Origin of the sequence: Rhodococcus oryzae (assembly GCF_005049235.1) — a bacterium.
Classification (GTDB): Bacteria; Actinomycetota; Actinomycetes; order Mycobacteriales; family Mycobacteriaceae; genus Rhodococcus_G; species Rhodococcus_G oryzae.
Genome location: NZ_SUMD01000007.1, coordinates 272,068 through 294,601 on the forward strand (window position 1 = coordinate 272,068; position 22,534 = coordinate 294,601).

At 69.9% G+C, this 22,534-nt stretch carries 19 protein-coding genes and 1 pseudogene; 4 read left to right on the plus strand and 16 right to left on the minus strand.

Translation table 11 applies throughout. The features are described 5' to 3' along the window. Positions 1-32: 32 nt before the first annotated feature. The 9 genes and pseudogenes from FCG67_RS16555 to FCG67_RS16590 all read right to left on the minus strand — a co-directional run. Positions 33-1,490 (minus strand): annotated as a pseudogene (locus FCG67_RS16555) (AMP-binding protein); the annotation flags it as partial. Then, complete coding sequence (locus FCG67_RS16560; RefSeq protein ID WP_097214272.1) at positions 1,441-3,069, minus strand: acyl-CoA dehydrogenase family protein; 1,629 nt, start codon at positions 3,067-3,069, stop codon at positions 1,441-1,443. The gene FCG67_RS16560 and the pseudogene FCG67_RS16555, both read right to left, overlap by 50 nt. 66 nt (positions 3,070-3,135) lie before the next feature. Continuing rightward, positions 3,136-3,900: a PaaX domain-containing protein, C- domain protein gene (locus tag FCG67_RS25230; protein ID WP_211243229.1), complete on the minus strand. Its 765-nt coding sequence runs from the start codon at positions 3,898-3,900 to the stop codon at positions 3,136-3,138. A 197-nt stretch (positions 3,901-4,097) separates the two neighbouring features. Beyond that, complete coding sequence (locus FCG67_RS25235; protein WP_211243230.1) at positions 4,098-4,583, minus strand: hypothetical protein; 486 nt, start codon at positions 4,581-4,583, stop codon at positions 4,098-4,100. Beyond that, complete coding sequence (locus FCG67_RS16570; RefSeq protein ID WP_136910807.1) at positions 4,580-5,818, minus strand: DUF58 domain-containing protein; 1,239 nt, start codon at positions 5,816-5,818, stop codon at positions 4,580-4,582. Before FCG67_RS16570 ends, FCG67_RS25235 begins: the two co-directional genes overlap by 4 nt. Next, on the minus strand, positions 5,815-6,774 hold the full coding sequence (locus FCG67_RS16575; RefSeq protein ID WP_136910808.1) for an AAA family ATPase: 960 nt from the start codon (positions 6,772-6,774) through the stop codon (positions 5,815-5,817). The genes FCG67_RS16570 and FCG67_RS16575 overlap by 4 nt, the downstream gene beginning before the upstream one ends. Then, entirely contained in the window at positions 6,771-7,256 is a 486-nt protein-coding gene (locus tag FCG67_RS16580) for a hypothetical protein (RefSeq protein ID WP_136910809.1), read from the minus strand. Before FCG67_RS16580 ends, FCG67_RS16575 begins: the two co-directional genes overlap by 4 nt. Beyond that, entirely contained in the window at positions 7,238-8,158 is a 921-nt protein-coding gene (locus FCG67_RS16585) for a DUF4129 domain-containing protein (RefSeq protein ID WP_136910810.1), read from the minus strand. Before FCG67_RS16585 ends, FCG67_RS16580 begins: the two co-directional genes overlap by 19 nt. Positions 8,159-8,218: 60 nt before the next feature. Continuing rightward, entirely contained in the window at positions 8,219-8,962 is a 744-nt protein-coding gene (locus tag FCG67_RS16590) for an SCO6745 family protein (RefSeq protein ID WP_136910811.1), read from the minus strand. A 206-nt stretch (positions 8,963-9,168) separates the two neighbouring features. Here FCG67_RS16590 and FCG67_RS16595 point away from each other — a divergent pair, with 206 nt between their 5' ends. Next, complete coding sequence (locus FCG67_RS16595; RefSeq protein WP_136910812.1) at positions 9,169-10,101, plus strand: bile acid:sodium symporter family protein; 933 nt, start codon at positions 9,169-9,171, stop codon at positions 10,099-10,101. Between the two features lies 1 nt (position 10,102). Here the strand turns inward: FCG67_RS16595 and zapE are convergent, their stop codons facing one another. Continuing rightward, positions 10,103-11,059 (minus strand): cell division protein ZapE, encoded by a 957-nt coding sequence (gene zapE / locus FCG67_RS16600; RefSeq protein ID WP_211243231.1) that lies wholly within the window; start codon positions 11,057-11,059, stop codon positions 10,103-10,105. A gap of 56 nt (positions 11,060-11,115) precedes the next feature. On the opposite strand from zapE, the gene FCG67_RS16605 reads away from it, so the two are divergent. Continuing rightward, complete coding sequence (locus tag FCG67_RS16605; RefSeq protein WP_246045113.1) at positions 11,116-11,727, plus strand: TetR/AcrR family transcriptional regulator; 612 nt, start codon at positions 11,116-11,118, stop codon at positions 11,725-11,727. A gap of 33 nt (positions 11,728-11,760) precedes the next feature. Here FCG67_RS16605 and FCG67_RS16610 read toward each other — a convergent pair whose 3' ends face one another. The 6 genes from FCG67_RS16610 to FCG67_RS16635 form a co-directional block, all read right to left on the minus strand. Beyond that, positions 11,761-12,930: a lipid-transfer protein gene (locus tag FCG67_RS16610; RefSeq protein WP_077042935.1), complete on the minus strand. Its 1,170-nt coding sequence runs from the start codon at positions 12,928-12,930 to the stop codon at positions 11,761-11,763. Continuing rightward, positions 12,927-13,337, minus strand: coding sequence for a MaoC family dehydratase (locus FCG67_RS16615; RefSeq protein WP_077042936.1), 411 nt, complete (start codon positions 13,335-13,337; stop codon positions 12,927-12,929). Before FCG67_RS16615 ends, FCG67_RS16610 begins: the two co-directional genes overlap by 4 nt. Continuing rightward, a complete protein-coding gene (locus tag FCG67_RS16620) occupies positions 13,337-14,377 on the minus strand; it encodes a bifunctional MaoC family dehydratase N-terminal/OB-fold nucleic acid binding domain-containing protein (RefSeq protein ID WP_136910813.1) in 1,041 nt (346 codons plus the stop codon). The genes FCG67_RS16615 and FCG67_RS16620 overlap by 1 nt, the downstream gene beginning before the upstream one ends. Next, complete coding sequence (locus tag FCG67_RS16625; protein ID WP_136910814.1) at positions 14,374-15,522, minus strand: acyl-CoA dehydrogenase family protein; 1,149 nt, start codon at positions 15,520-15,522, stop codon at positions 14,374-14,376. Before FCG67_RS16625 ends, FCG67_RS16620 begins: the two co-directional genes overlap by 4 nt. Further along, complete coding sequence (locus FCG67_RS16630) at positions 15,507-16,571, minus strand: acyl-CoA dehydrogenase family protein (protein WP_136910815.1); 1,065 nt, start codon at positions 16,569-16,571, stop codon at positions 15,507-15,509. The genes FCG67_RS16625 and FCG67_RS16630 overlap by 16 nt, the downstream gene beginning before the upstream one ends. A 126-nt stretch (positions 16,572-16,697) precedes the next feature. Further along, positions 16,698-18,848, minus strand: a complete 2,151-nt coding sequence (locus FCG67_RS16635; RefSeq protein WP_136910816.1) for an acyl-CoA dehydrogenase family protein — start codon at positions 18,846-18,848, stop codon at positions 16,698-16,700. A gap of 129 nt (positions 18,849-18,977) precedes the next feature. On the opposite strand from FCG67_RS16635, the gene kstR reads away from it, so the two are divergent. Both kstR and otsB read left to right on the plus strand, forming a co-directional pair. Beyond that, positions 18,978-19,640 (plus strand): cholesterol catabolism transcriptional regulator KstR, encoded by a 663-nt coding sequence (kstR, locus tag FCG67_RS16640; RefSeq protein WP_136910817.1) that lies wholly within the window; start codon positions 18,978-18,980, stop codon positions 19,638-19,640. A gap of 14 nt (positions 19,641-19,654) precedes the next feature. Continuing rightward, positions 19,655-22,195 carry a trehalose-phosphatase gene (gene otsB, locus FCG67_RS16645; protein WP_136910818.1) on the plus strand — a complete coding sequence of 847 codons (2,541 nt, stop codon included), beginning with the start codon at positions 19,655-19,657 and terminating at the stop codon, positions 22,193-22,195. Positions 22,196-22,534 lie beyond the last annotated feature (339 nt).

Consider the following 22,534-nt stretch of genomic DNA (forward strand, 5'->3'; position numbering starts at 1 on the left):
AGGCGTTGACGGGCAAACGCGATGACCTCCTCCTCCGTGACGTTCTCGCCCTCGTTGGCGACCACGAACGCCACCGGGGTCTCGCCCCACTTCGCGTGTGCGGCACCGACAACAGCCACATCGCGCACCTGGGGCATCTGCGCGATCGCCAGCTCGACCTCGCGGGTGTAGACGTTCTCCCCGCCGCTGATCAACATGTCCTTGCGCCTGTCCACCAGGGTGATGAAGCCGTCCTCGTCGGCCCAGCCCAGATCACCGGAGTGGAACCAGCCGCCGCGCAACGCTTCAGCGGACTCCTCGGGACGCATCCAGTACCCGACGAACACGTTGTCGCCCCGCACGAGGAGTTCGCCAACGGTGCCTGCGGGTACGTCCTGGTCCCGATCGTCCACGAGCCGGGTCTCGATTCCGAACAGCGACCGGCCGATGGACCCGGCCTTGGTGCGGATGTCCTCGGCGTCGAGCTTCGCGACCGACGGCGCGCACTCGGTCATCCCGAAGCCCTCCTCGATCGGGATGCCGCGGTCGGCGAAGAACTCGAGCACCGCCATCGGCGCCGGCGCCCCGGAGATCAGCGCACAGTCCAGCGAGGACAGGTCGTGACGATCGAGATCGGGCACGGCCGTCACCGCCTGCCACATGGTCGGCACGAGCAGCAGCTGGGTTGCCCGTTCCCTGGCCACGAGCTCCAGGACGACGGTCGGGTCGAACGACGGCAGGATCACGTTGCGGGCGCCCAGGTAGATGAAGGGCAGCGTGTGCAGCCCCAGCCCACCCATGTGGAACATCGGCAGCGCGGTGATGGTGACATCGCTCTTGCGCAGCCCGAACGCCGAGGTGACGGCGACGGCGTTCGCTCGCAGGTTCTCGTGCGTGAGCATCGCCCCCTTGGGACGGCCCGTGGTGCCCGAGGTGTACATGATCACCGCCACGTCGTGCCGGTCGACCTGCGAGGGCACCGGCGCCGGGCTCCCGTCCGCCAGCAGGGTGTCGTACTCGTCGCCCAGGGTCACGACGTCGCGCACCCGCACCCCCGGCTCGGTCAACGCGTCCGACACCTGGCTGAACTGCCCGTGCGCGAACAGGAGCTCCGCACCGAGATCGGCCAGCACGTACCCGATCTCCGGCGCAGTCAGTCGCACGTTGATCGGCGTGAAGATCGCCCCGAGCTTTGCGCTCGCGAACAGGATCTCCAGGCACTCCACCGAGGACGCGACGACGGCCGCGACCCGATCCCCGCGCCGGACCCCGAACCGACCACGAAGCTGGTTGGCCAGTCGGTCGGTGCGGTCGTTGAACTCGCCGTACGTCCAGGACTGCTCGCCGTAGACGAACGCGACCTTGTCCCCGCTCAGTTGGGCGCGCTGGACCGCCCACTCACCGATTCCCTGCACTATCGACTCCCTTGCGTTGTATGGGTCCGACTCGGAATGTGGTCGCTCAGCCGACCTTCGGGGTGATGCGGCCGAGTATCGCCGCGAAGTCGACACCGCCGGGCAGGGTGCCGTAGACGCTGCCCCGGTCGCCGTCGAGACGGGTCGCGATGAACGCGTCGGAAACGGCCGGGTCGCCGAACCGGACCAGCAGCGATGCCTGCAGGACCAGAGCCATCCGTTCGATGACCCGGCGGGCCAGGACCTCAGCGCCCGCGAGATCGGTGAGCTGGGCCTGGATCTCGGCAACGGCGCGCTGGATGCTCGGCTCGGGGCCGGCGAGGGCGACCTCGGCGAAGAACGCCTCAACGGACTGCGGGCTCTTGGCCATGGCGCGCAGCACATCGAGTGCCGCCACGTTGCCGCTGCCTTCCCAGATGCCGTTGAGCGGGGACTCACGGAATAACCGCGGCATCTGCGACTCCTCGATGAAGCCGTTGCCGCCGAAGCACTCCAGCGACTCCGCCGCGTGCGCGGGCCACCGCTTGCACACCCAGTACTTCCCGATGGCCAGCGCCAGCCGCAGGAACCGCGACTCCGCCTCGTCACCGCGAGTGGAACGGTCGTGCGCTCCGGCCAGACGCATCATCAGCAGCGACGCGGCCTCGGATTCGACCGTCAGATCTGAGAGCACGTTGCGCATCAGGGGCTGATCGATCAGGTAGGCGCCGAACGCCTTGCGGTAGGTCGCGTGATGCGCGGCCTGGGTGACGCCGCGGCGCATGCCCGATGCCGCGCCGATCAGGCAGTCCAGTCGCGTCATGTTGACCATCTTGATGATGGTCGGCACGCCCCGACCTTCCTCGCCGATCCGCCAGCCGACCGCGTTCTGGTACTCGATCTCCCCGGACGGGTTCGACCGGTTGCCCAGCTTGTCCTTGAGCCGCATCAACCGCACGTCGTTGAGCGTGCCGTCGGGCAGGACGCGCGGCACCAGGAAGCAGGTGACACCTGCGTCCGTCTGCGCGAGGGCCAGATAGAGGTCGGCCATGGTGGCGGAGGTGAACCACTTGTGGCCGATGATCCGGTAGCTGCCGTCCGGCTGCGCGATCGCGCGCGTGGTGTTCGCGCGGATGTCGGAGCCACCCTGCTTCTCGGTCATGGACATCGTCGCGAGCAGGCCGGCCTTGCCGAGGGGAGCCTTCAGACCCGACTCGTAGAACCCGTTGGACAGCAGCGGCTCGTAGGTGGCCGCCAGCTCCGGGTTGTCCCGCAGGGCGGGGATCGCGGCATACGTGGCCGAGATGGGGCAGGTGTGACCGGCCTCGACGTTCGACCACACGTAGAACTTCGCGGCGCGGGCGACATGGCTGCCGGCGCGGTCATCCGACCACGGCGCGCCGTGCAGGCCATTGGCCACCGCGGTGGACAGGAGGTTGTGCCAGGCCGGGTGGAACTCGATGTCATCGATCCGGTGGCCGAAGCGGTCGTAGGGCCGCAGAATCGGCGGGTTCTCGTTGGCCAGCCGTCCCCAGTCCTGCACCTCGGCGGTGCCCGCCAGCTCGCCGAGCGCGCTCACCTCGCCCACGGACCATTCGGCGCCCTCGCGGACGAGCCCGTCCATCAGCGTCTGGTCGTCGGCCACGTTGTGGCCCTCGAGCGGGTTGGCCTGATTGAAAACCTCATGCGTCTGCATGGCTGCCTCCTTCGACTATGCGAGGGACATTACGTTTTTCAAACAGTCGATGTCAATGAGTAATAATCAGCTCTCCGAACCGTCTCCCACCTCGGGGATCGCGACAAACTCCTCCTGATAGGCGGCCCACGCCACGTGCACACGCTCCGCGTTCCACGGGCGCGGCTGAAGCTGAGGCGGCAAGACGGGATCGGTGAGCAGGTGGCGCACGATCGCGGTGGCCACGGTGAAACGGTCGACAGCGCTGACGGCGAGATCCATCAGGTCGAGCAGCCGGCCGGACTCCGCCTCCCATGCGGAGAGGTCCCACAACTGGGCGGCCAGCTCGTCGGCGTCGCCGTCCGGCCGACCCCGCATCGTCTGCACCGGCTGGTCCGCCAGGTTCAGCGGGCGAATCAGGTTCGCCGGACGAAGCCACACCCCCTCGCGCATCTCCGCCAAGCGCAGTCGCGACAGCCGGGACCGCAGGGTGACCCGGTCGCCGGGATCTCGCCCGGTCCCGGTCACCACCACGATCTCCCACTCCCCGTCCCAGGACCTGGTGTCCTGCTGCACCTCGTGGAGCACCCGCTGACGCCGCTCGAGCAGCGACGAACTCAGGTGGAATCCGTCGGCGGTCCGGATCAGGTCACCGCCGGTGACCATCCGGCTCAGCGCGACCCTGGCGGCGGACTCCTTGATCCCGAAGGCTCCCGCCGCACGAACCACTTGCGCCGGGGTTGGCCGAGCGGGATGGTTGCTGACGAGCAGGCTGAGGATCACGCCACGCGCCGTCAGGCGTGGGAGGTGTTCCTCCAGGTCCAACGCCGAAGAATCGGTGGTGCCGTCCACGTACTGATGCTCCTTGCTGTGGGTGTGAGGCAGTCGCGCCACCCCGATTGTCACCGGGCGGCCGATCACGAACGACCCCGTCGAACTCGATCTCACTGCCGTGGGTTCTTTCGCCCAACCGTAGGACCAGATCGGACCCAGACCTCCCGGTGGGTGCGCGCGCCAGGTTCGCCGCAGGGACAGCGCGGCACGGCCGCTCAGTCCACCAGATGCCGATCTCCGGTACGCCTGGCCCGTTTCGTCGAGGCATAGGGAGCGAGCACCAGCGCGTACACCGCCAGGCAGGCGATCGGCCCGACCAGCGGCAGCCAGGCGATCTCGAAGGGCAGCAGGAACACCGACACGGCCGCGACGGCGGTCACGACCGCCACCGCCAGCACCAGCCCGGCCTCGGCGACCGCGGTCCCGGGTGTGTGCGCGGTATGGGCGGCCAGCACGAACACCGTCGCGCCGACCCCGGCGAGGCCCGCCTGTACCGGCGTGGGCTCGCCAAGGGCCAATGCGAGCAGCGCGCCCTGTACCGCACAGATCACGGCCACCCGGCTCCACCGCGCGGCGAGCACCCCGACGGCGGAGAGCCCGGCCGCGATCAGCGCAGGCGCCTGCGCGTGCGGAACGACGGCGGCGCTCATCGCCAGGCCGGCCCCGAGGGCCATCACGCTGGATCCGGCGAGCCCCGTCATCGCGGCACCGCCCGCCTGCCCCGACGGCCGATCCCGGCCAGTACGCGGTCGAGGGGCGAATCCCCCTGCCAGCCAACGACATCGATCCCCAGGACGCCGAGATCCCGATACATGTTCCGGCGTTCGAGCCGCCACATCCTCGCGACGGTCGGATCGAGCTCGTCCGCGAACGGCGGGCCCGAGAGCACGTCCACCACGGCCACGGTGCGGCCCCGCTTGCGGAGGTCGATGAGGGCCAGGGCGAAGTCCGTGTCCAGCAGGGTGGTGAAGGCGACCACCGCGGCGCCGGGCGGCACGGCGGGCCGCGGCACCAGCGTGCCCTCGAGCGGCAGGGTGTGCTCCCCGGCCCCGAGCACGGCCTCGACGATGCGATAGAACTGCCGACGACCGAGATCCGGTGCGAGCCATCGCGATCGGGCTCCGAGCACGACGACCGCGGTGCGGTCACCACGCCGAAGCGCCGCCTGCGCGACCTGACAGCCGCCGCGCACCGACCGATCCAGGCTCTCGCTCGCTGGCCCGGGCGCCTGCGGGTGCGCGTCGATCAGCACCACGACATCCGCCGCTCGGTCCGTCCTCCGTTCGGTGACGTACAGAGCACGACGACGCGCACTCACCGGCCAGTTCACCGCTCGCAGTTGGTCGCCGGGGACGTAGGCGCGGATGTCCGCGTACTCCACCCCGGGACCGTGCCGTTCGGTTGGATGCGCCCCGAACCGATCGGGCAGATCCGTCGGCGGGATCCCCGGCTGGTTCGGATCCACAAGCGGGAACACATCGACCGTTGCCACCTCGGCCACCGCCACGCCCACCAACAACCCGCCCGCCGCGGTCGCGTCGACGGCCACCCGCGGCCGATATCTCCCCCACCGCCCGGCGGTGATCAGCACGCCGGTGCGCGGGGCGCCCGACCTCGCCGATTCCTGGTCGATCTCCAGCCCTTCCTGCGGAAGGGCACGGACACCGCATCCCGGCCACGAGCCGGCCTCGTCGACCGCGACGGCCAGCCGCACCGACTCTCCCTCGAACAATCGGACCGTCGTGGGCTCGCTGCGCACGGTCACGCGATCGACGGGGCGCGGCAAGAGTGCGCGAGCCGCGAGCGCGCCGAGCATCGGGGCGGCGAAGACCAGCAGCTCCGGCCTACCGCCGACGAGCGCAACGACCAGCGCGGTGGCCGAGCACGTCGCAAGCGCCGCCGCCGCGGGCGAGGCCCGCCACTCGACGGCGCTCACGTGCTCGCCCTCGGCACCGGGAGCCGTCGCAGGATGTCGGCGACCACCTCCTCCGCGTGGATCCGGCGTACCCACATCTCCGGTCGCAGCGAGATCCGGTGCGCCATCGCGGGCGCGGCCAGCGCCTTGACGTCCTCGGGGACGACGTAGTCCCGACCGCCCAGGAGTGCCCGCACCCTGGCGAGCTGGACGAGGTCGAGTTCGGCCCGCGGACTCGCGCCGACCTCCACCTGGGGATGCGAGCGGGTCGCGGCCGCCAGCGAGACCACGTAGCGGAGCACGTCCGGATGCACCGAGACCTGCTCGACGCTGCCGCGCATGGCATGCAGTTCCTCGGCCGTCACGATCGCCCGGACGGCCACCGTGTCGGCGCCCCGGTCCAGGCGGCGCTGCAGCATCTCCTGCTCGTCCTCGGCGCCGAGGTATCCCACCCGCAGCCGCAACATGAACCTGTCGAGCTGCGCCTCCGGGAGCGGATAGGTGCCCTCGTACTCGATCGGGTTGTCGGTGGCGAGGACGATGAACGGATCCGGCAGCCTGCGGGTGACGCCGTCGATGCTCACCTGTCCCTCCGCCATCGATTCCAACAGCGCCGCTTGGGTTTTCGGTGGAGTGCGGTTGATCTCGTCGGCGAGGAGGACATTGGTGAACACCGGTCCGGCGCGGAACTCGAACCGTCCCGACTGCATGTCGTAGACGGTCGAGCCGAGCAGGTCGGCTGGCAGCAGGTCCGGCGTGAACTGGACACGGGTGAACTCCAGCCCGAGCGCCGACGCGAAGGACCGCGCGATCAGTGTCTTGCCCAACCCCGGCAGGTCCTCGATCAGCACGTGCCCACCGGCGAGGACCACCAGCAGCACGGTCGTGATCGCGTCCCGCTTGCCGACCACGGCCCGTTCGACCTCGGCGAGGACTGCCCCGGCCCGGGCCGTGGTGGCCTGCGTCGCGGCGGTCACAGCTGCTCCAGTCGGGTCAGGATGCGCTCGAGTGCGCCGCGCCCGGGGCCGGGCCCATCCGGATCGCCCGTGCGCGCCCCGGCCGGGTCCACCCACCGCCACAGGGCGGCGCCGAACATCGCGGCCCCGGCCGCTTCGATCTCGGCATGACCCCGGGGCGCACGCGGTCCGCTCACGTGCACGAACTCGCGGGCGAGCAGTGGCCGCAGGTGCCGGTCCCAGTCCGCGCACGAACCGTCCGCCCAGCTCACCAGCGTCTCTGTGCGCAGCCGCCAGCGACGCAACATCTCCTCCTGGGAGTTCAGTGGCACGGCGATCTCGCCTGCCGCCGGTGCCGCGTCGACGGTTCGGCGCATCGCGAAGATCACGACGGCTGCCGACGCTCCGACCGCGATCAGCGAGGCCGCGGGCGCACCCGCCCGCAGCGCCATCGCCTCCAGCGCCGCGACGACGAGGATCCCGATCACGGCGATGCGGCGCATCGCGTCTCCCTCAGCTCGGCCAGGACCGCGCGCAACAGTTCCGCCGCGGCGCTCCGATGCCGCTCGGTCATCTCGTGCCCGCTGAACCTGGCCTCCTCGAAGAGCCCGACCAGCGCCGTGGCGCTCTCCCGGTGCAGCACACCGTGGCGTACCGCACGCGCCAGCACCTCCGAAGGGGTATCGGACGCGAGCGGCGCGGCGTCGGGAGCCGCACCCAGCCCGCGTTCCATCGCCAGGTAGCAGGCGATGATGGCCGATCGGGGGTCCGCCCCGCTGTTCGCGACCTCGACAAGGCCCAGTTCCGCTGCGCGCCTCAGGGATTCGGCGGCCGCGCGCCGAGCGCCGGGGACGATGTCGTCCTCGCGGGCGTCGCCGTGGTCGGGCAACAGGAGCCGCGCGCGGGCGACGGCCCCGGCCAACAGCAGCGCGGTCAACAGCGGTAACACCAGCAGGACGTCCGGCCAGATCTCGCTGCCCCGCGGCGCCGGGAGCTGTCCGGCCGCGGGCACGTTCGGATCCGACGCACCGCCATTCGGATCGGTGGGGGCCGCCCGGTCCCGGCTCGGCGCGAGGGCGAGCGCAGCGACCACGACCAGTCCCGCGAACCCGAACCACGCCGCCCCCTGCCACCACCGGCCGGGCGCCGGGCGATGGCCGACCCACGTCGGCGCCGGCCGCACGGGACTGCGCGAGGGGCCCAGTGCCAGCACCGCCACGAGGGCGATCGCGGCCACCAGGACCGCGAGGGCGGCGATGACGAGCATCGCGACCAGCGCGGCCCTTCCGTCGGTCCGCGGCGGCGCCGTCGGCTGCTCGACCTCGGGCAGGTAGCCGCGGAGCGCAAGGACGCTCACCACGATCAACGCGATAACCGTGGCAGTGCGACCGACCGCCGTGCCCACCACTCCATCGTCGCACGGTGCCCGCACGAGATCGATGGATGCGTGCGGGCCGATCCGCGATCAGCGAGGGGCGAAGACCCCGGCGTGGGCGTCCGCGAGCAGGGTGACGAGCTCCTTGCCCTCGGGCTCGTCGAGGACGTCGAATGCCTGGGAGGCGAGCTCGTCGGTGATCTCCTCGGCGCGCGCCCACCTGGCCCGGACGTCCTCGCCGGGCGCCGTGTAGGGCGCGGGCCAACCGTAGAGCGCGGCCTGGTCGGGTCCGCTGGCCAGCGGCGACCCGGCGATCAGGACGGCGTCCCGCGGGCTGACGCCCTGGCTCTTGACCGCGACGAGGTGAAGCCCGCCGCGCAGCTCACGCAGGACGTGGGTGAGCTGGAGGACCCGGGCCCGCGGATCCGCGGGCAGCGGCACGGCCCGCCAGCCGGCGAACAGCGGCACGCCCGCGGGATCGGCATTGACCGCGACCGCCTCCATCAGTTCGGCGAGCCTCTCGGCGGCGTCGAACGAGGCGAGCTTGCGGACACCGAACTGCTGCGCGGCAAGCGCGTAGCCGCGGGCGGCCTCGGCGGCGGGCATCGTCACCGACTCCCAGGCGGCCCGGACGCTGTCGGCGGGGAAGAACCCCGCGGCGGCCGTCACCACATCGGCGTCGACCTCTCCCAGGACACCGCACCGGCCTCGCATGTACGGGCCGATGAAGCCGTCCACGCCGGTGGTGCGGCCGAACTCCTTGGCCTCACGGGAGAACATGAATCCCCCACCGATCTGCTGGATCTGGTCCTTGACCGCGTGTGCGACCGTCATCGATTCCACCTCTCGCCGGGTACCGTCCCAGCGAGGCTATGCCACCCGTCATAGGAGAGGAAGGCCGCTTCGCCGACGCGGCGACCTCCGGTACGACGAATCTGGACGATATGCCCAATTCCGGTGCGGACACCCGTATCTTTGCGCCGAGACTTCTGACGGCGACGGGTGCACGTCGCGAGACTTCCAGGAAACGGGGACCTGCGATGAATTCCGGGCTGTCCACGGTCGCGCTGCCACTCGCGTTGGCGATCATCATGTTCGGCCTCGGCCTGTCCCTGACCATCGGGGACTTCGCCCGGGTCGCGAAGCACCCCAAGGCCGTCGTGATCGCGCTGGTCTGCCAGTTGATCCTGCTGCCCGCGATCGCGTTCGGATTGGTGCTGCTGTTCGACCTGCCCCCTCTCCTCGCGGTGGGCATGATGCTGCTGGCCGCCTCCCCCGGCGGGACAACGGCAAACCTGTTCAGCCACCTGTTCCGCGGCGATGTGGCACTGAACGTCACACTCACGGCGGTGAATTCGGTGATCGCGGTGGTGTCGCTGCCGCTGATCACCAACTTCGCACTCGGACACTTCGCACCGTCGGACGGCACGGGTTCCCTCGGCCTGCAGTTCTCGAAGGTGGTGCAGATCTTCGCGATCGTGCTGATCCCGGTGGCCGTCGGCGTCTGGGTGCGGCGGGCGTGGCCCGCCTTCGCGGACCGGATGGACCGTCCTGTCCGGATCGGGTCGGCCGTGGTCCTCGCCCTGGTCATCGTCGGCACGGTGATCGCCGAGCGGGAGAACGTCACCGGTTACCTGGCGGACGTCGGACTGATCACGTTGATCTTCTGCATCATGAGCCTGAGCATCGGCTACGTGCTGCCGCGGAGGCTGGGCATCGCCAACAGGCAGTCGATCGCCAGCTCGATGGAGATCGGCATCCACAACAGCACCCTCGCGATCACGATCGCGATCAGCCTGCTCGACAGCACCCGCATCGCGGTCCCCGCCGCGGTGTACGGCGTGGTCATGTTCCCCGTCGCGGCAGCCTTCGGATTGCTGATCACCCGCGGCCGTACGGACGAGCAGGGTCCGTCGGCGGCAGGGACGGCGGGGCCATCGACCGATCGCGACCTCGACCCCGCCGCCGGCTAGCTCATCCGAGCAGCGCCAGCCTGCTGCGGGTGCGTGCCAGGTCCAGCCCACCCGCGACCGGCTCGGACTCGGGCACCCGCCAATCCGCGCCGACCAGGGTCAGTTCGGCGTCCTGGTCGTGGAGGATGTCGACGACATTGCAGAATCGTTGCACCCCATCGGGACTAGCGTCGGCCATCCGCGGCACGCCGCTCAGCACCCAGCGCGGGTATGCCGCCGCCAGGCTCAGGTAGTCCAGCGTCGAGGTCGGGCGCTCGCACAGGTCCGCGAACTCGAACCAGACGCGATCGCCTGCCGCCGAGAGCGCGGTGATGGACTGGGTGGTCGGGCGGAGCGTGACGCGATCGCCTGCCGCGGGCCACTGCAGGCCGGCCGCGTCGGACAGGTACCGCCCGCCCCCGAATCGCCGCCCACCGGCCCCCTGCCCGCGGTAGTCGACCGCGCCCGCCACCTCGACGACCGCCATCCGCTCCTTGAGCACCTCGATGGTCGGCACGAACGTCTCGTGGAACAGCGGGTTCGGCATCAGCCCGTCCGGCGGATAGTTCGAGGTGACCACCAGCGTCACCTTGCGCTTGCGCAGCGCCCCGAGCAGCCTCGTCAACAGCGCGCCGTCCCCGACGTCGTGCACGTGGAACTCGTCGAAGAACAGGATCTTGCAGCGCCCGAGCAGCAGGTCCAACGCGCGTTCGATGCCCTCGGTGTGCGCGAGCGCATGCAGGCGACGGAAGAACTCGTGGAAGTGCACGCGCTGGGTCGGAACGCCACTCATGCCATCGCGGAGCACGTCCATCAGCCAGGTCTTACCCCTGCCGACCGGGCCCCACAGGTAGATGCCGCGACCGGCGGCGAGGTCCATCGCGGCCATGCGCCCGGCGGCCGCCCGCTGCGCCGGATCGAGCACGAATCCGGCGCCGTGTGCGGCCCGGTCGAACGCGTCCACTCGGATAGGTTTCATAGCGCGACTCTACAAATGTAGAGTTTCATGGGTCAACGTGATCGGAGCGACATTCAATGACTGAAATGACGGACCGGCGGGCGCGCATCGCGGACGCCGCGCTCGACATCATCGCCACGGACGGCATCCGGGCACTCACCCATCGCGGCATCGACCGACACCTGGGACTGCCCGCGGGATCTACGTCCTACTACTTCCGGACCAAACGCGATCTGCTGGTCGCGACCGTCGGGCACCTCACCGACCGCTCACGACACGCATTCACCGATTCCCAGCCGGAAGCGCCTGCGCCGAGCGCGGGCATCACCGAGATCGCCAACGGGATCGCGGCCTACGTCGACGGGTTGCTCTCCAACCGCGCTCGCGACATCCGCGCCCGCTACGCACTCACACTGGAGATGGTGCACGACAAGCAGATTCAAGCCGCGCTGGCCGTGAGCCTGTTCTCCCGGGAGCGGGCGGTCGGGCTCACCCGCTTGCTCGGCACGGGCGACCCGGAGCAGGACGCGGCGGACCTGATCGCCCTCCTGGAGGGCCTGGTCTTCGACCGGACCGTCGGCGCCAGGGCACACGAGGGCCCCGTGCCGGGTACCGCCGAGAGCGTCGCCGCGCTCGCCGCGCCGATCGCAAAGGCGCTGACGCGCCCGTGCGCGGTTGACGAGTCCTAGCACTCGTCAACCGCGCACGGGCGCCGGAGGCGCCTACGCCGTCAGGACCAGCCCGGAGGTCGGCACACCGGTGCCTGCCGTCACGAGGACGTTCTGCACGTCCGGAACCTGGTTCACCGAGGTTCCGCGGATCTGGCGGACACCCTCGGCGATGCCGTTCATGCCGTGGATGTAACCCTCGCCCAGCTGCCCACCGTGGGTGTTCAGCGGCAGCCGGCCGCCCAGCTCGATGGCACCGTCCGCGATGAAGTCCTTGGCCTCGCCGCGGCCACAGAAGCCGAGCTCCTCGAGCTGCATCAGCACGTACGGGGTGAAGTGGTCGTAGAGCACCGCGGTCTGCATGTCCTGCGGACGCAGCCCCGACTGGGCCCACAGCTGGTCGCCGACCAGCCCCATCTCCGGCAGACCGCTCAGGCCGTCCCGGTAGTAGCTGGTCATGATGTACTGATCGGCCCCGCTGCCCTGCGCCGCGGCGGCGATGATCGCGGGCGTGTTCGGCAGGTCCTTCGCGCGCTCCGGCGAGGTCACGACGATGGCGATGCCGCCGTCGGTCTCCTGGCAGCAGTCCAGCAGGTGCAGCGGCTCGGCGATCCACCGCGAGGCCTGGTGCTCCTCGATCGTGATCGGCTTGCCGTAGAAGAAGGCGTTCGGGTTGGTCGCCGCGTGCTTGCGGTCCGCGACCGCGACCCGCCCGAAGTCCGCACTGGTGGCGCCGTACACGTGCATGTAGCGCTGGGCGATCATCGCGACGAACGACGCCGGGGTGCTCAGCCCGTGCGGGTACGAGAAGGCGTTGTCGGTGCCGGAGGAGTTCACCTGCTGCACCAACGCCGAATTCACCTGCCCGAAGCGCATTCCCGAGCGCTCGTTGAACGCGCGGTAGGCGACCACCACGTCCGCGACACCGGTGGCCACGGCCATCGCGGCCTGCTGGATGGTGGCGCAGGCCGCGCCACCGCCGTAGTGGATCCGGCTGAAGAACTTCAGGTTCGGGATCCCGACCGAACGTGCCACGGCCACTTCGGTATTGGTGTCCATGGTGAACGAGGTCAGGCCGTCCACGTCGGACGGCTTCAGGCCCGCGTCGTCGAGCGCGGCCTGGACCGCCTCGGCGGCGAGGCGCAGCTCGCTGCGTCCCGAGTCCTTGGAGAAGTCGGTGGCGCCGATGCCGACGATGGCGGCCTTGCCGGACAGCTCACTCATGCCGTCGCTCCGTCCATGACGAGGGTGACCGTGGACTTGATGTGGTCACCGAGGCTGTCCTTGCCGACGATGTCGAGGGTGACGAGGCCGTCCTCGACCGAGGAGACGGCACCGGTCAGGGTCAGCGTGTCGTAGGCGTACCAGGGCACACCGAGACGCAACTTGATCGACTTGATCACCGCACGCGGACCGGCCCAGTCGGTGACGTACCGCTGCACCAGCCCGGTGTCGGTGAGGATGTTGACGAAGATGTCCTTCGAGCCGCGCTGCTGCGCCTTGTCCCGATCGTGGTGAACATCCTGGAAGTCCCTGGTGGCCAACGCCGTCGACACGATGAACGTCGGGTCGCCGTGGATGGACAGGGCGGGCAGGGTCTCCCCCACTGTCGCTGTCAGGGTCGAGCTCATCACTGCTCCTTCACGGGACGCCACGCGTACAGCGTCCAGGGCTGTTGTCCGGTCTCGTCGTCGCCCGGCAGGTCGAGGAACTCCACCTGCACCGGCATCCCGATCGTGACCTCGCTCGGATCGACGCCGCGCAGCTCGCCGAGCATCCGCACGCCCTCCGCGAGTTCCACGAGTGCGACGACGAACGGCAGCGAACGCCCCGGGACCTTCGGCGCGTGGTGCACGACGTAGCTGAAGACGGTGCCGAGCCCGGAGGCCACGACGTAGTCCGTCCGCTCCGACTTGTCCTTCCAGATCGCAGGCACCGGCGGGTGCTGCAGCGAACCGTCCTGGCGCTGCTGGAGACGCAGCTCGTGCGACGCGACGCCCTCCCAGAAGAACTCGGTGTCGCGCGACTGCGAGGGACGCAGCATCCGGGTCGGGTCGAGATCGTCGAGCGACTCGCCCAGGCTCGACGACGCGACTCCCGCGGGAGCGGGCGCCTCCTTGGCCGGGGGTGCGAACTTCAGGATCCGGAAGAGCATCTCGGCGACGACCTCGTCGCCCACCTTCCAGAAGTTCCGGGTGGTGAAGAACCAGCCCTCGCCCAGACCCGTCTTCTTCGGGCCCACAACGTCTTCGAGGACCGACTCGATGGTCACCTCTTCGCCCGGGCGGACATAGCGGTGGTACGTCTGATCGCAGTTCGTCGCGACCACCGACGTGTACCCGGCCTCGTCGAGGATCTCCGTCATCCGGCCGAGCGGATCGTCCTCCTCGCGTACGGCACCCAGACCGCGCATCGTCCAGACCTGCGCCATGGCGGGCGGGGCGACGATGCCGCCGTGGCCCGCCGCGACAGCGGCATCCTCGTCGACGTAGATGGGGTTCTCGTCGCCGATCGCCTCGACCCAGTTGCGGATCATCGGCATGTTGATCGGGTCGCGGCCTGCGCGGGCCTTGCTGGCGCCGCCGGCCCGTACCCGCTCGGCCGCCGCGAGGATCGATGCTTCCTTGTCGCTCGTCGAACCGTCGCTCACTGAAACCTCCGTCGCGGTCATCGGGGCACCTTCGGCAGGCCGAGGCCGGCCATCGCGATGAGCTCGCGCATGACCTCGTTGACGCCGCCGCCGAAGGTGATCACCACGTTCCGCTTGACCTGCACGTCGAGCCAGCGCATCAGCTTCGCGGTCTCCGGGTCACCGGGGTCGCCGTGCGCGCCGATGATCTCGTCCGCGATCCGGCCGACGCGCTGGATGCGCTCGGTGGCAAAGACCTTCGTCGCCGACGCGTCCGCGATGTCCACGTCGCCGGTCGCCGCAGCCACCTGCCAGTTGAGGAGTTCGTTGAGCCGGTAGGTCGCGTGGATCTCGCCGAGGCCGCGCTGCACGTCGGGTTCGGAGAGCAGATCCCGCTTGGCCGCCCACTCGTGCACCTTCTCGTACAGGCCCGCGACGCGGCCGGCCGGTCCGAGCATGACGCGCTCGTGGTTCAGCTGGGTGGTGATCAGGCGCCAGCCCTTGTTCTCCTCCCCGACCAGCATGCTCGCGGGCACGCGGACGTCGGAGTAGTAGGTGGCGTTGACGTGGTGTGCGCCGTCGGCGGTGATGATCGGGGTCCACGTGAAACCGGGATCCTTGGTGTCCACGATCAGGATCGAGATGCCGCGGTGGCGCGAGTCCGCGTCGCCGGTGCGCACGGCGAGCCAGATGTAGTCGGCGTCGTGGCCACCGGTGGTGAAGATCTTCTGGCCGTTGACGATGTACTCATCGCCGACGCGCACCGCCGTGGTGCGCAGCGCGGCCAGGTCGGTGCCCGCCTCCGGCTCGGAGTAGCCGATCGCGAAGTGCACCTCGCCCGCGAGGATCGAGGGCAGGAACTTGCGCTTCTGCTCCTCGGTTCCGTAGGTCTGCAGCGTCGGGCCGACGGTCTGCAGGGTGACCGAAGGCAGCGGAACATCCGCCCGCACAGCCTCGTTGACGAAGATCTGCTGTTCGATCTCGCCGAAGCCACGGCCGCCGAACTCCACCGGCCAGCCGACGCCGAGCCAGCCGTCCTTGCCCATCCGGCGAATGACCTCACGGTAGGTGGGGCCGTGCCGCTCGGTGAGCATGATCTCGGCCTCCTCCGGAGAGATCAGGCCTGCGAAGTAACGGCGAAGTTCCGCCTGCAGCTCACGCTGTTCGGGTGTCAGATCGATGAACACCGGGCCCCCACGAGGTCGAGTCGAGATGAGGCGCCGCCGACGAGGCGGGCCAGGTCTTTGGCAATGGAGAAGTAGCGGTGCATCGGGTAGGTCACGTCCACACCCAACCCGCCGTGCAGGTGGTGCAGGGTGCGCATCGCGGCGGGCACCTCTGCCGCGATCCAGTAGGCCAGCACCTCGAGGTCGTCATCCGACTCGAGGCCCTCGGCCACCCGCCAGCCCGACGCCAGCGCCGAGACGTGCAGGGTCCGCGAGGTGACGTAGACGTCGGCGATCTGCTGGGCCACGGCCTGGAAGGTCGCCAGCGGCTTGCCGAACTGCTCGCGGGTGCGCAGGTGCTCGGCGGTCAGCGTGGTGGCGCCTGCGAGCAGTCCGTCGGTGTAGGCACCGATGCTCGCGAGCGCGATCCGGTACAGGGTGGCGTTGTCGCCGCCCAGCACCTCCGCGGAGGGGACCCGGACCCCGTCGAGCCGCACCGAGAACTCAGGGCTGCCCGAGGACGAGGAGATCTTGGCCAGCGTGACGCCGGGGGCGTCGGGCGCGACGAGCACGACGCCCGCGTCCGTCGGCACCAGGATCCGATAGGCGAGGTCGGCGAACGGAACGGCGACCTTCAGGCCGTTGACGACGACACCGTCACCGTCCGCGACCGCGGTGGTCGACGGCGACGTCGGAAACGCCGCGCCCGGCTCGTTCAGAGCCGCGGTGAGGACCCGTCCGGTCGCCACCTCGGCGAGGATCGCGTCCTGCTGTTCCTGCGTCCCCAGTGCGAGCACCGGGAGCAGGCCGAAGCCGAGGGTGGCCAGCGCCGGCACCGGCGCGGCACCGCGGCCGGTCTCGGTGAGCAGCGGCAGCACCTCGGGCAGGCCGAGCCCGGCGCCGCCGAGCCGCTCGGGCACCGCGAGCGAGAGCAGGTCGGCCTTCGCCATCGCCTCCCACAACGCCGGGTTGAAGCCGCTGGTATCGGCGGGATCGGAGACCTCGCGGGCCAACAGCCCCACGACGATCTCCGCCACCGTTTCTTGTGTCTGATCCAGAGAGAAATCCACGCTGAACAATCCCGCCTACGAGTTAGAACCTGTTCTAGTTGTATCAGCTCCCCGGCACGGGGACAACGGTTCGGGCCCGGCACGGGAGCAACGCTGCGCCCCCGTGCCGGACACTTCCTGCCGCAGCTAGTCCCGCGGCAGCCCGAGGATCCGTTCCGCGGCCACCGTCAGCAGGATCTGCTCGGTGCCGCCGGCGATCGAGAGGCACCTGGTGTTCAGGAACTCCCGGGACAGCGGGCCCTCGACGGCACCGCCCGGCCCGGACAGCTCCAGCGCGAACTCCGCGACCGCCTGGCGGTGCCGGACACCGACCAGCTTGCGCACGCTCGACTCGGGCCCGGGGTCCTGTCCGTCGAGCTGACGCAGGGTGGTGCGGTGCTCGAGCAGCGAGCCGACCATGGCCTCGCCGATCAGGAATCCGACCCGGTCCTCGGTGACGGCGTTCGGGCCGCCGCGCTCGGCCAGCTCGAGCAGCTCTTCCATCGCCTTGCCCAGCGAGGAGCCGCCGCTCATCGCGACGCGCTCGTTGGCCAGCGTGGTGCGGGCCAGCTTCCACCCGCCGTTGACCTGCCCGACCACGCCGTCGTCGGGCACGAACACGTTCTCGAAGAACACCTCGTTGAACAGTTCGTCGCCGGTGATCTCGCGCAGCGGCGAGACCCGGATCCCCGCGGTACGCATGTCCACCACGAAGTAGGTGATGCCCTTGTGCTTGGGCACGTCCTTGTCGGTGCGCGCCAGGCAGATGCCCCAATCCGCCTCGCGGGCCAGGGAATTCCACACCTTCTGACCATTGAGGACCCAGCCCCCGTCGACCTTCTCGGCGGTCATGCGCAGTGCCGCCAGGTCGGAGCCCGCACCCGGCTCGGAGAACAGCTGGCACCAGATCAGATCCCCGCGCAGCGTGGGCATCGCGAACCGCTCGATCTGCTCCGCGGTGCCGTGCTCGAGGATGGTCGGCACCGCCCACCACCCGATGACCAGGTTCGGCGTCTCCAGCCCGGCGCGCACCAGCTCCTCGCCGATCAGGATCTGCTCGGCCGCCTTCGCGGACTTCCCGTACGGCGCAGGCCAGTGCGGAGCCAGGTAGCCGGACTCGGCGAACGTGGCGCGACGCTCCTCCTCTGGCAACGCGACGATCGCCTCGATCTCGGCGCGCACCTCGGGGCGCGAGGCCTCGAGATCACCCAGATCGACGGTCAGGTGCCGGCGCTCGCCCGCCTGGGTGAGTTCCGCCACCCGGGCCCGCCAGTACGCGCCGCCGCCGAGCAGCTGCCGCAGCGAGAGGACCCGTCGCAGGTAGAAGTGCGCGTCGTGCTCCCAGGTGAAGCCGATGCCGCCGAGCACCTGGATGCAGTCCTTGGCGGTGTCCACGGCCGCGTCGAGGGCGACAGACGCGGCGACCGCGGCCGCGATGGGCAGTTCAGCGTCCGATTCCGCCGCGACCGCGGCATCCCAGGCCACGGCCCGGGTCTGCTCCACGCGGCAGAGCATCTCGGCACACAGGTGCTTGATGGCCTGGAACGAGCCGATCGGCTTGCCGAACTGCTCGCGGATCTTCGCGTACTCGACGGCGGTCCGCAGGCACCAGCCCGCCACACCCGCCGCCTCCGCGGCGACCAGCGTCGCGGCCAGATCCCTGACCAGTCCGGGACGAAGCCCGACGACGATCCGGTCCGCGCTCACCCGGACACCCGCACAGGACACCCGGCCCAGCGGGGTGCTCACATCGACGTTCTCCAACGCCTCGACGGTCAGTCCGTCGGCCTCGGCGTCGACGAGGCACCACACGGTGTCGTCGCCGCGCGAGGCCGCGAGCAGCACGCCGACACCGGGCGCGCCGCCGAGCGCGAGCCCGGCCTCACCGCTGAGGACAAGGCCGCCGTCACCGTCGGTCTCGGCCGTCACGACGCCGTCGACCACGACGCCGATCGGCAGGTTGCCCTCGGCCAGTTCGGGACCCCACTGCTTGGCCGCGGCCTCGCCGCTGCGGCCGACGACCAGCGCCGCGAGCGCGGTCGAGAGCACCGGACCCGCGGCCAGCGCCGCGGCCGCCTGCTCGAGCATCACCGCGAGGTCGACGATCTCGCCGTCGGCACCGCCGACCTCCTCGGCCTGCGCGACCGAGAACAGGCCGAGGTCCGAGATGGCGGACCAGTGCGACCGCCACGAATCGGCCGGCCCCTGCCGTAGCGTCTCGATCGGGTTCGTCGCGCGAGCCCAGGCCTGAATCGATTCCTGGACGGCACGCTGCTCGTCTGTCGTGGCGATTGTCACAAGGGAGGCCAACCTTTCATTACTGACAAATTTGTCTAGAACGTGTTCTAATATGTGGGCTGGGCAAGAGTCAAGACCTGGCACGAACTGCACGAACTCAACTACTCGCCGATATCAAGGAATCTGTGGATGACCTCCTCATCTCGAACCCGTTCCGCGGCTAAGACCGCCTCCACCAACGGGGCCGTCTCGACGCTGACCGACGAGGACCTCAGTTCCAACGCGCAGCGCGAGCGTCGCAAGCGGATCCTCGATGCCACACTGGCTCTCGCCTCCAAGGGCGGGTACGAGGCCGTGCAGATGCGCGCAGTCGCCGAGCGTGCCGATGTCGCGGTGGGAACCCTGTACCGGTACTTCCCGTCGAAGGTCCACCTCCTGGTGTCCTCGCTCGCCCGCGAGTTCGAGAAGATCGACTCCCGCAAGAAGTTGCCGCCCGGCGACACCCCGATCGAGCGCATGCACCTGATCCTCGGCCAGATCACCCGGGCGATGCAGCGCGATCCGCTGCTCACCGAGGCCATGACCCGCGCCTTCATGTTCGCCGACGCCTCCGCGGCCGCCGAGGTCGATCAGGTCGGCAAGCTGATGGACTCGCTGTTCGCCCGCGCGATGAGCGACGGCGAACCGAGCGAGGAGCAGCTGGCGATCGCCCGCGTCATCTCCGATGTGTGGCTCTCGAACCTCGTCGCATGGCTCACCCGTCGCTCCTCCGCGACGGACGTCGCCAAGCGCCTGGAACTGACCGTCGAACTCCTTCTCGGCGGCGGTTACAAGGATCCGGGCGTCGCGTAAGTAGACTTTGCGCAGTGAGTGCGCAAGACCTACCCGTCGAGCTTCGCAGGCGTCTCGTATCAGTCGCGAGAACGCCTCGGCTCCTCGTGGCGTCGGACTACGACGGCACGATGGCGCCCATCGTCTCCGACCCCGCGAAAGCCTTCCCGCACGCCGAGTCCGTGCGGGCCCTCCGGGCGTTGGCGAGCCTGCCCGCCACCACATCGGCGGTGATCTCGGGCCGTGCGCTCCGGGACCTGGCGATGCTGTCCCGACTTCCGGTCGAGGTGCAGTTGGTCGGCAGCCACGGCTCCGAGTTCGATGTCGGCTTCGTGCGCGAGATCGACGACGACGCCAAGCGATTGCTTCGGGAGGTCACCGAGGAGCTGCAGGCCGTCGCCGCCGCGGGCCCGGGCGTCACCGTCGAGACCAAGCCGGCCAGCGCCGCCCTACACGTGCGCAACGCCGCCCCCGAGATCGCCGAGGCGGCGCTCTCGCGCGTGCGGGGTGGTGCAGCCACCTGGAACGGCGTACAGGTCACCGAGGGCAAGGCCGTGATCGAACTGGCGGTGATCACCACCGACAAGGGCGAGGCACTCGACATCCTGCGGCACCGCGAGGGCGCCTCCGCCACCGTGTTCTTCGGCGACGACATCACCGACGAGAAGGCGTTCAGCCGGCTCCAGGGACCGGATCTCGGCGTCAAGGTGGGTCCCGGCGAATCGCTCGCCGAGTTCCGGGTGTCGAGCACCGAGGACGTCTCCGCCGCGCTGGCGTTCCTGCTCGAGGAGCGGCGAACCTGGCTCCACGGCGAGAGCGCCACACCGATCGAGCGTCTCAGCATGCTGGCGAACCCCAGGACGGTCGCGCTGCTGACCCCCGACGCCACCCTGACCTGGCTCTGCCATCCGGAGCCCGATTCCGCCGCGGTGTTCGCGCACCTGCTCGGCGGTGTCGGCGCAGGCCACTTCACGGTGGGCCCCCTGCGGGAGGGGCTGCCGCTCAGCCAGCGGTATGTCGACGGCACCATGACCGTCGAGACCCGTTGGGCCAGCCTGCAGGTCACCGACTACCTGCCCCACGACGTCGAGCAGGGCCGCACCGACCTCACCCGCGTGATCACGGGTCAGGCCAAGGCCGTGGTCACCTTCGCGCCGCGTCCCGAGTTCGGACAGGTGCAGGTGCACCTCGAGCAGGAGGCCGACGGCCTGCGGGTGTACGGAACCAGCGATCCGCTCGTACTGCGCTCCCCCGGCGTCGAGTGGGAGATCACCAGCGACGGTGTCCAGCAGAGCGCGCGTGCCGTCGTCGATCCCGCGCAGGGACCGATCGTCCTCGAACTGCGCTGCGGTACCACGGAACTCGGACCGACCTCCATACCGGAGTCGGAGCGCCGGTCGCTGGCCGAGTCGTATTGGAGCGACTGGGCCGATGGCCTGACCCTGCCCGCACGCAAGCGCGGGCTGATGAAGCGCTCCGCCCTGACGCTGCGGGGCCTCGTGCACGCCGACTCGGGATCGATCCTGGCCGCCGCCACCACCTCACTGCCCGAGGAGATCGGTGGCGTCCGCAACTGGGACTACCGCTACTGCTGGCTCCGGGACGCGTCGCTGACCGCGTCCGCGCTCGTCTCGCTCGGCTCGCTGGGCGAGGCCGAGGACTTCCTGGAGTGGGTGCACGGGGTGCTCGAGACGCTGCCGGGACCCGAACGCCTGCATCCGCTGTACACGATCTACGGCGCCAACCTGCCGCCCGAGGCGGTGCTCGACTCCCTGCCCGGTTACTCGGGTTCACGGCCGGTCCGAGTCGGCAACGCCGCGAACTCGCAGGTGCAGCTCGACGTCTTCGGTCCCATCGTCGACCTGATCTCGCACCTCGCCGAGGCTCGCGAGAAGGCAGGGCTGACCGATGTGCTCACCGATGCCGATTGGAACCTGGTGCAGGCCATGGTCTCCGCGGTCGAGCGCCGCTGGGACGAACCGGACAACGGCATCTGGGAGATCCGCGGGAACCCGCGCCACCACGTGTACTCGAAGGTCATGTGCTGGGTCACCGTCGACAGGGCCCTGACCCTGGCCGAGCGTTTCGGCCGGCAGGCCGACCCCGGATGGACCTCACTGCGGGCCGAGATCGCCGACGAGGTCAAGGATCGCGGTTGGAGCGATCGTGCGCTCTCGTACACCGCCGCATATGACGGCACCGACCTGGACGCGGCGACGCTGCACATCGGGCTCTCCGGGCTCATCGACCCGACCGATCCGCGGTTCATCGCAACGGTCCGGGCGACCGAGGCGGAGTTGCGTAGCGGCTCGACCGTCTACCGGTACCACCACGACGACGGCCTGCCCGGCGGCGAGGGTGGATTCCACCTGTGCGCGGCCTGGTTGATCGAGGCCTACCTGCTGATCGGGGAGCGCTCGGACGCCGAGGCTCTGTTCGCGCAATTGGTCGATGCGGCCGGCCCCACCGGACTGCTCGCCGAGGAGTACGACCCGGTGGCCGAACGATCGCTCGGAAATCACCCGCAGGCGTACAGCCATCTCGGTCTGCTGCGCTGCGCGCACCTGCTGAGCTGATCCCGCAGTACTGACACACCCGGCCGTCGACTCGACGGCCGGGTTTTCTCGTCGAGTGTGCAGTTGTTGGGGCATCAGCCGAGTAGGGGCGCCGGTAGGTGCACTCTCGGCCGGCCGGGGTGTGGCGTCGAGTGTGCAGTTGTCGGGGCATCGGCCGAGTAGACAGGTCGGTAGGTGCACTCTCGGCGGGCCGCGGTGGCCGGCCGGGGGCGTGTGTGTCTTGCCCTGGATATGCGAAATGCCTCGCATCGCAGTCTCTTTCGAGGCTGTGATGCGAGGCATTCGCAATTTATGTTCGGCGGTGTCCTACTCTCCCACACCCTGTCGAGTGCAGTACCA

Coding starts and splice junctions, on each gene's coding strand:
- FCG67_RS16560 (WP_097214272.1), bottom strand. CDS start 3,069: ATGCAGACGCATGAGGTTTTCAATCAGGCCAACCCGCTCGAGGGCCAC.
- FCG67_RS25235 (WP_211243230.1), bottom strand. CDS start 4,583: ATGACGGGGCTCGCCGGATCCAGCGTGATGGCCCTCGGGGCCGGCCTG.
- FCG67_RS16580 (WP_136910809.1), bottom strand. CDS start 7,256: ATGCGCCGCATCGCCGTGATCGGGATCCTCGTCGTCGCGGCGCTGGAG.
- FCG67_RS16590 (WP_136910811.1), bottom strand. CDS start 8,962: ATGACGGTCGCACACGCGGTCAAGGACCAGATCCAGCAGATCGGTGGG.
- FCG67_RS16595 (WP_136910812.1), top strand. CDS start 9,169: ATGAATTCCGGGCTGTCCACGGTCGCGCTGCCACTCGCGTTGGCGATC.
- zapE (WP_211243231.1), bottom strand. CDS start 11,059: ATGAAACCTATCCGAGTGGACGCGTTCGACCGGGCCGCACACGGCGCC.
- FCG67_RS16605 (WP_246045113.1), top strand. CDS start 11,116: ATGACTGAAATGACGGACCGGCGGGCGCGCATCGCGGACGCCGCGCTC.
- FCG67_RS16610 (WP_077042935.1), bottom strand. CDS start 12,930: ATGAGTGAGCTGTCCGGCAAGGCCGCCATCGTCGGCATCGGCGCCACC.
- FCG67_RS16615 (WP_077042936.1), bottom strand. CDS start 13,337: ATGAGCTCGACCCTGACAGCGACAGTGGGGGAGACCCTGCCCGCCCTG.
- FCG67_RS16620 (WP_136910813.1), bottom strand. CDS start 14,377: ATGACCGCGACGGAGGTTTCAGTGAGCGACGGTTCGACGAGCGACAAG.
- kstR (WP_136910817.1), top strand. CDS start 18,978: ATGACCTCCTCATCTCGAACCCGTTCCGCGGCTAAGACCGCCTCCACC.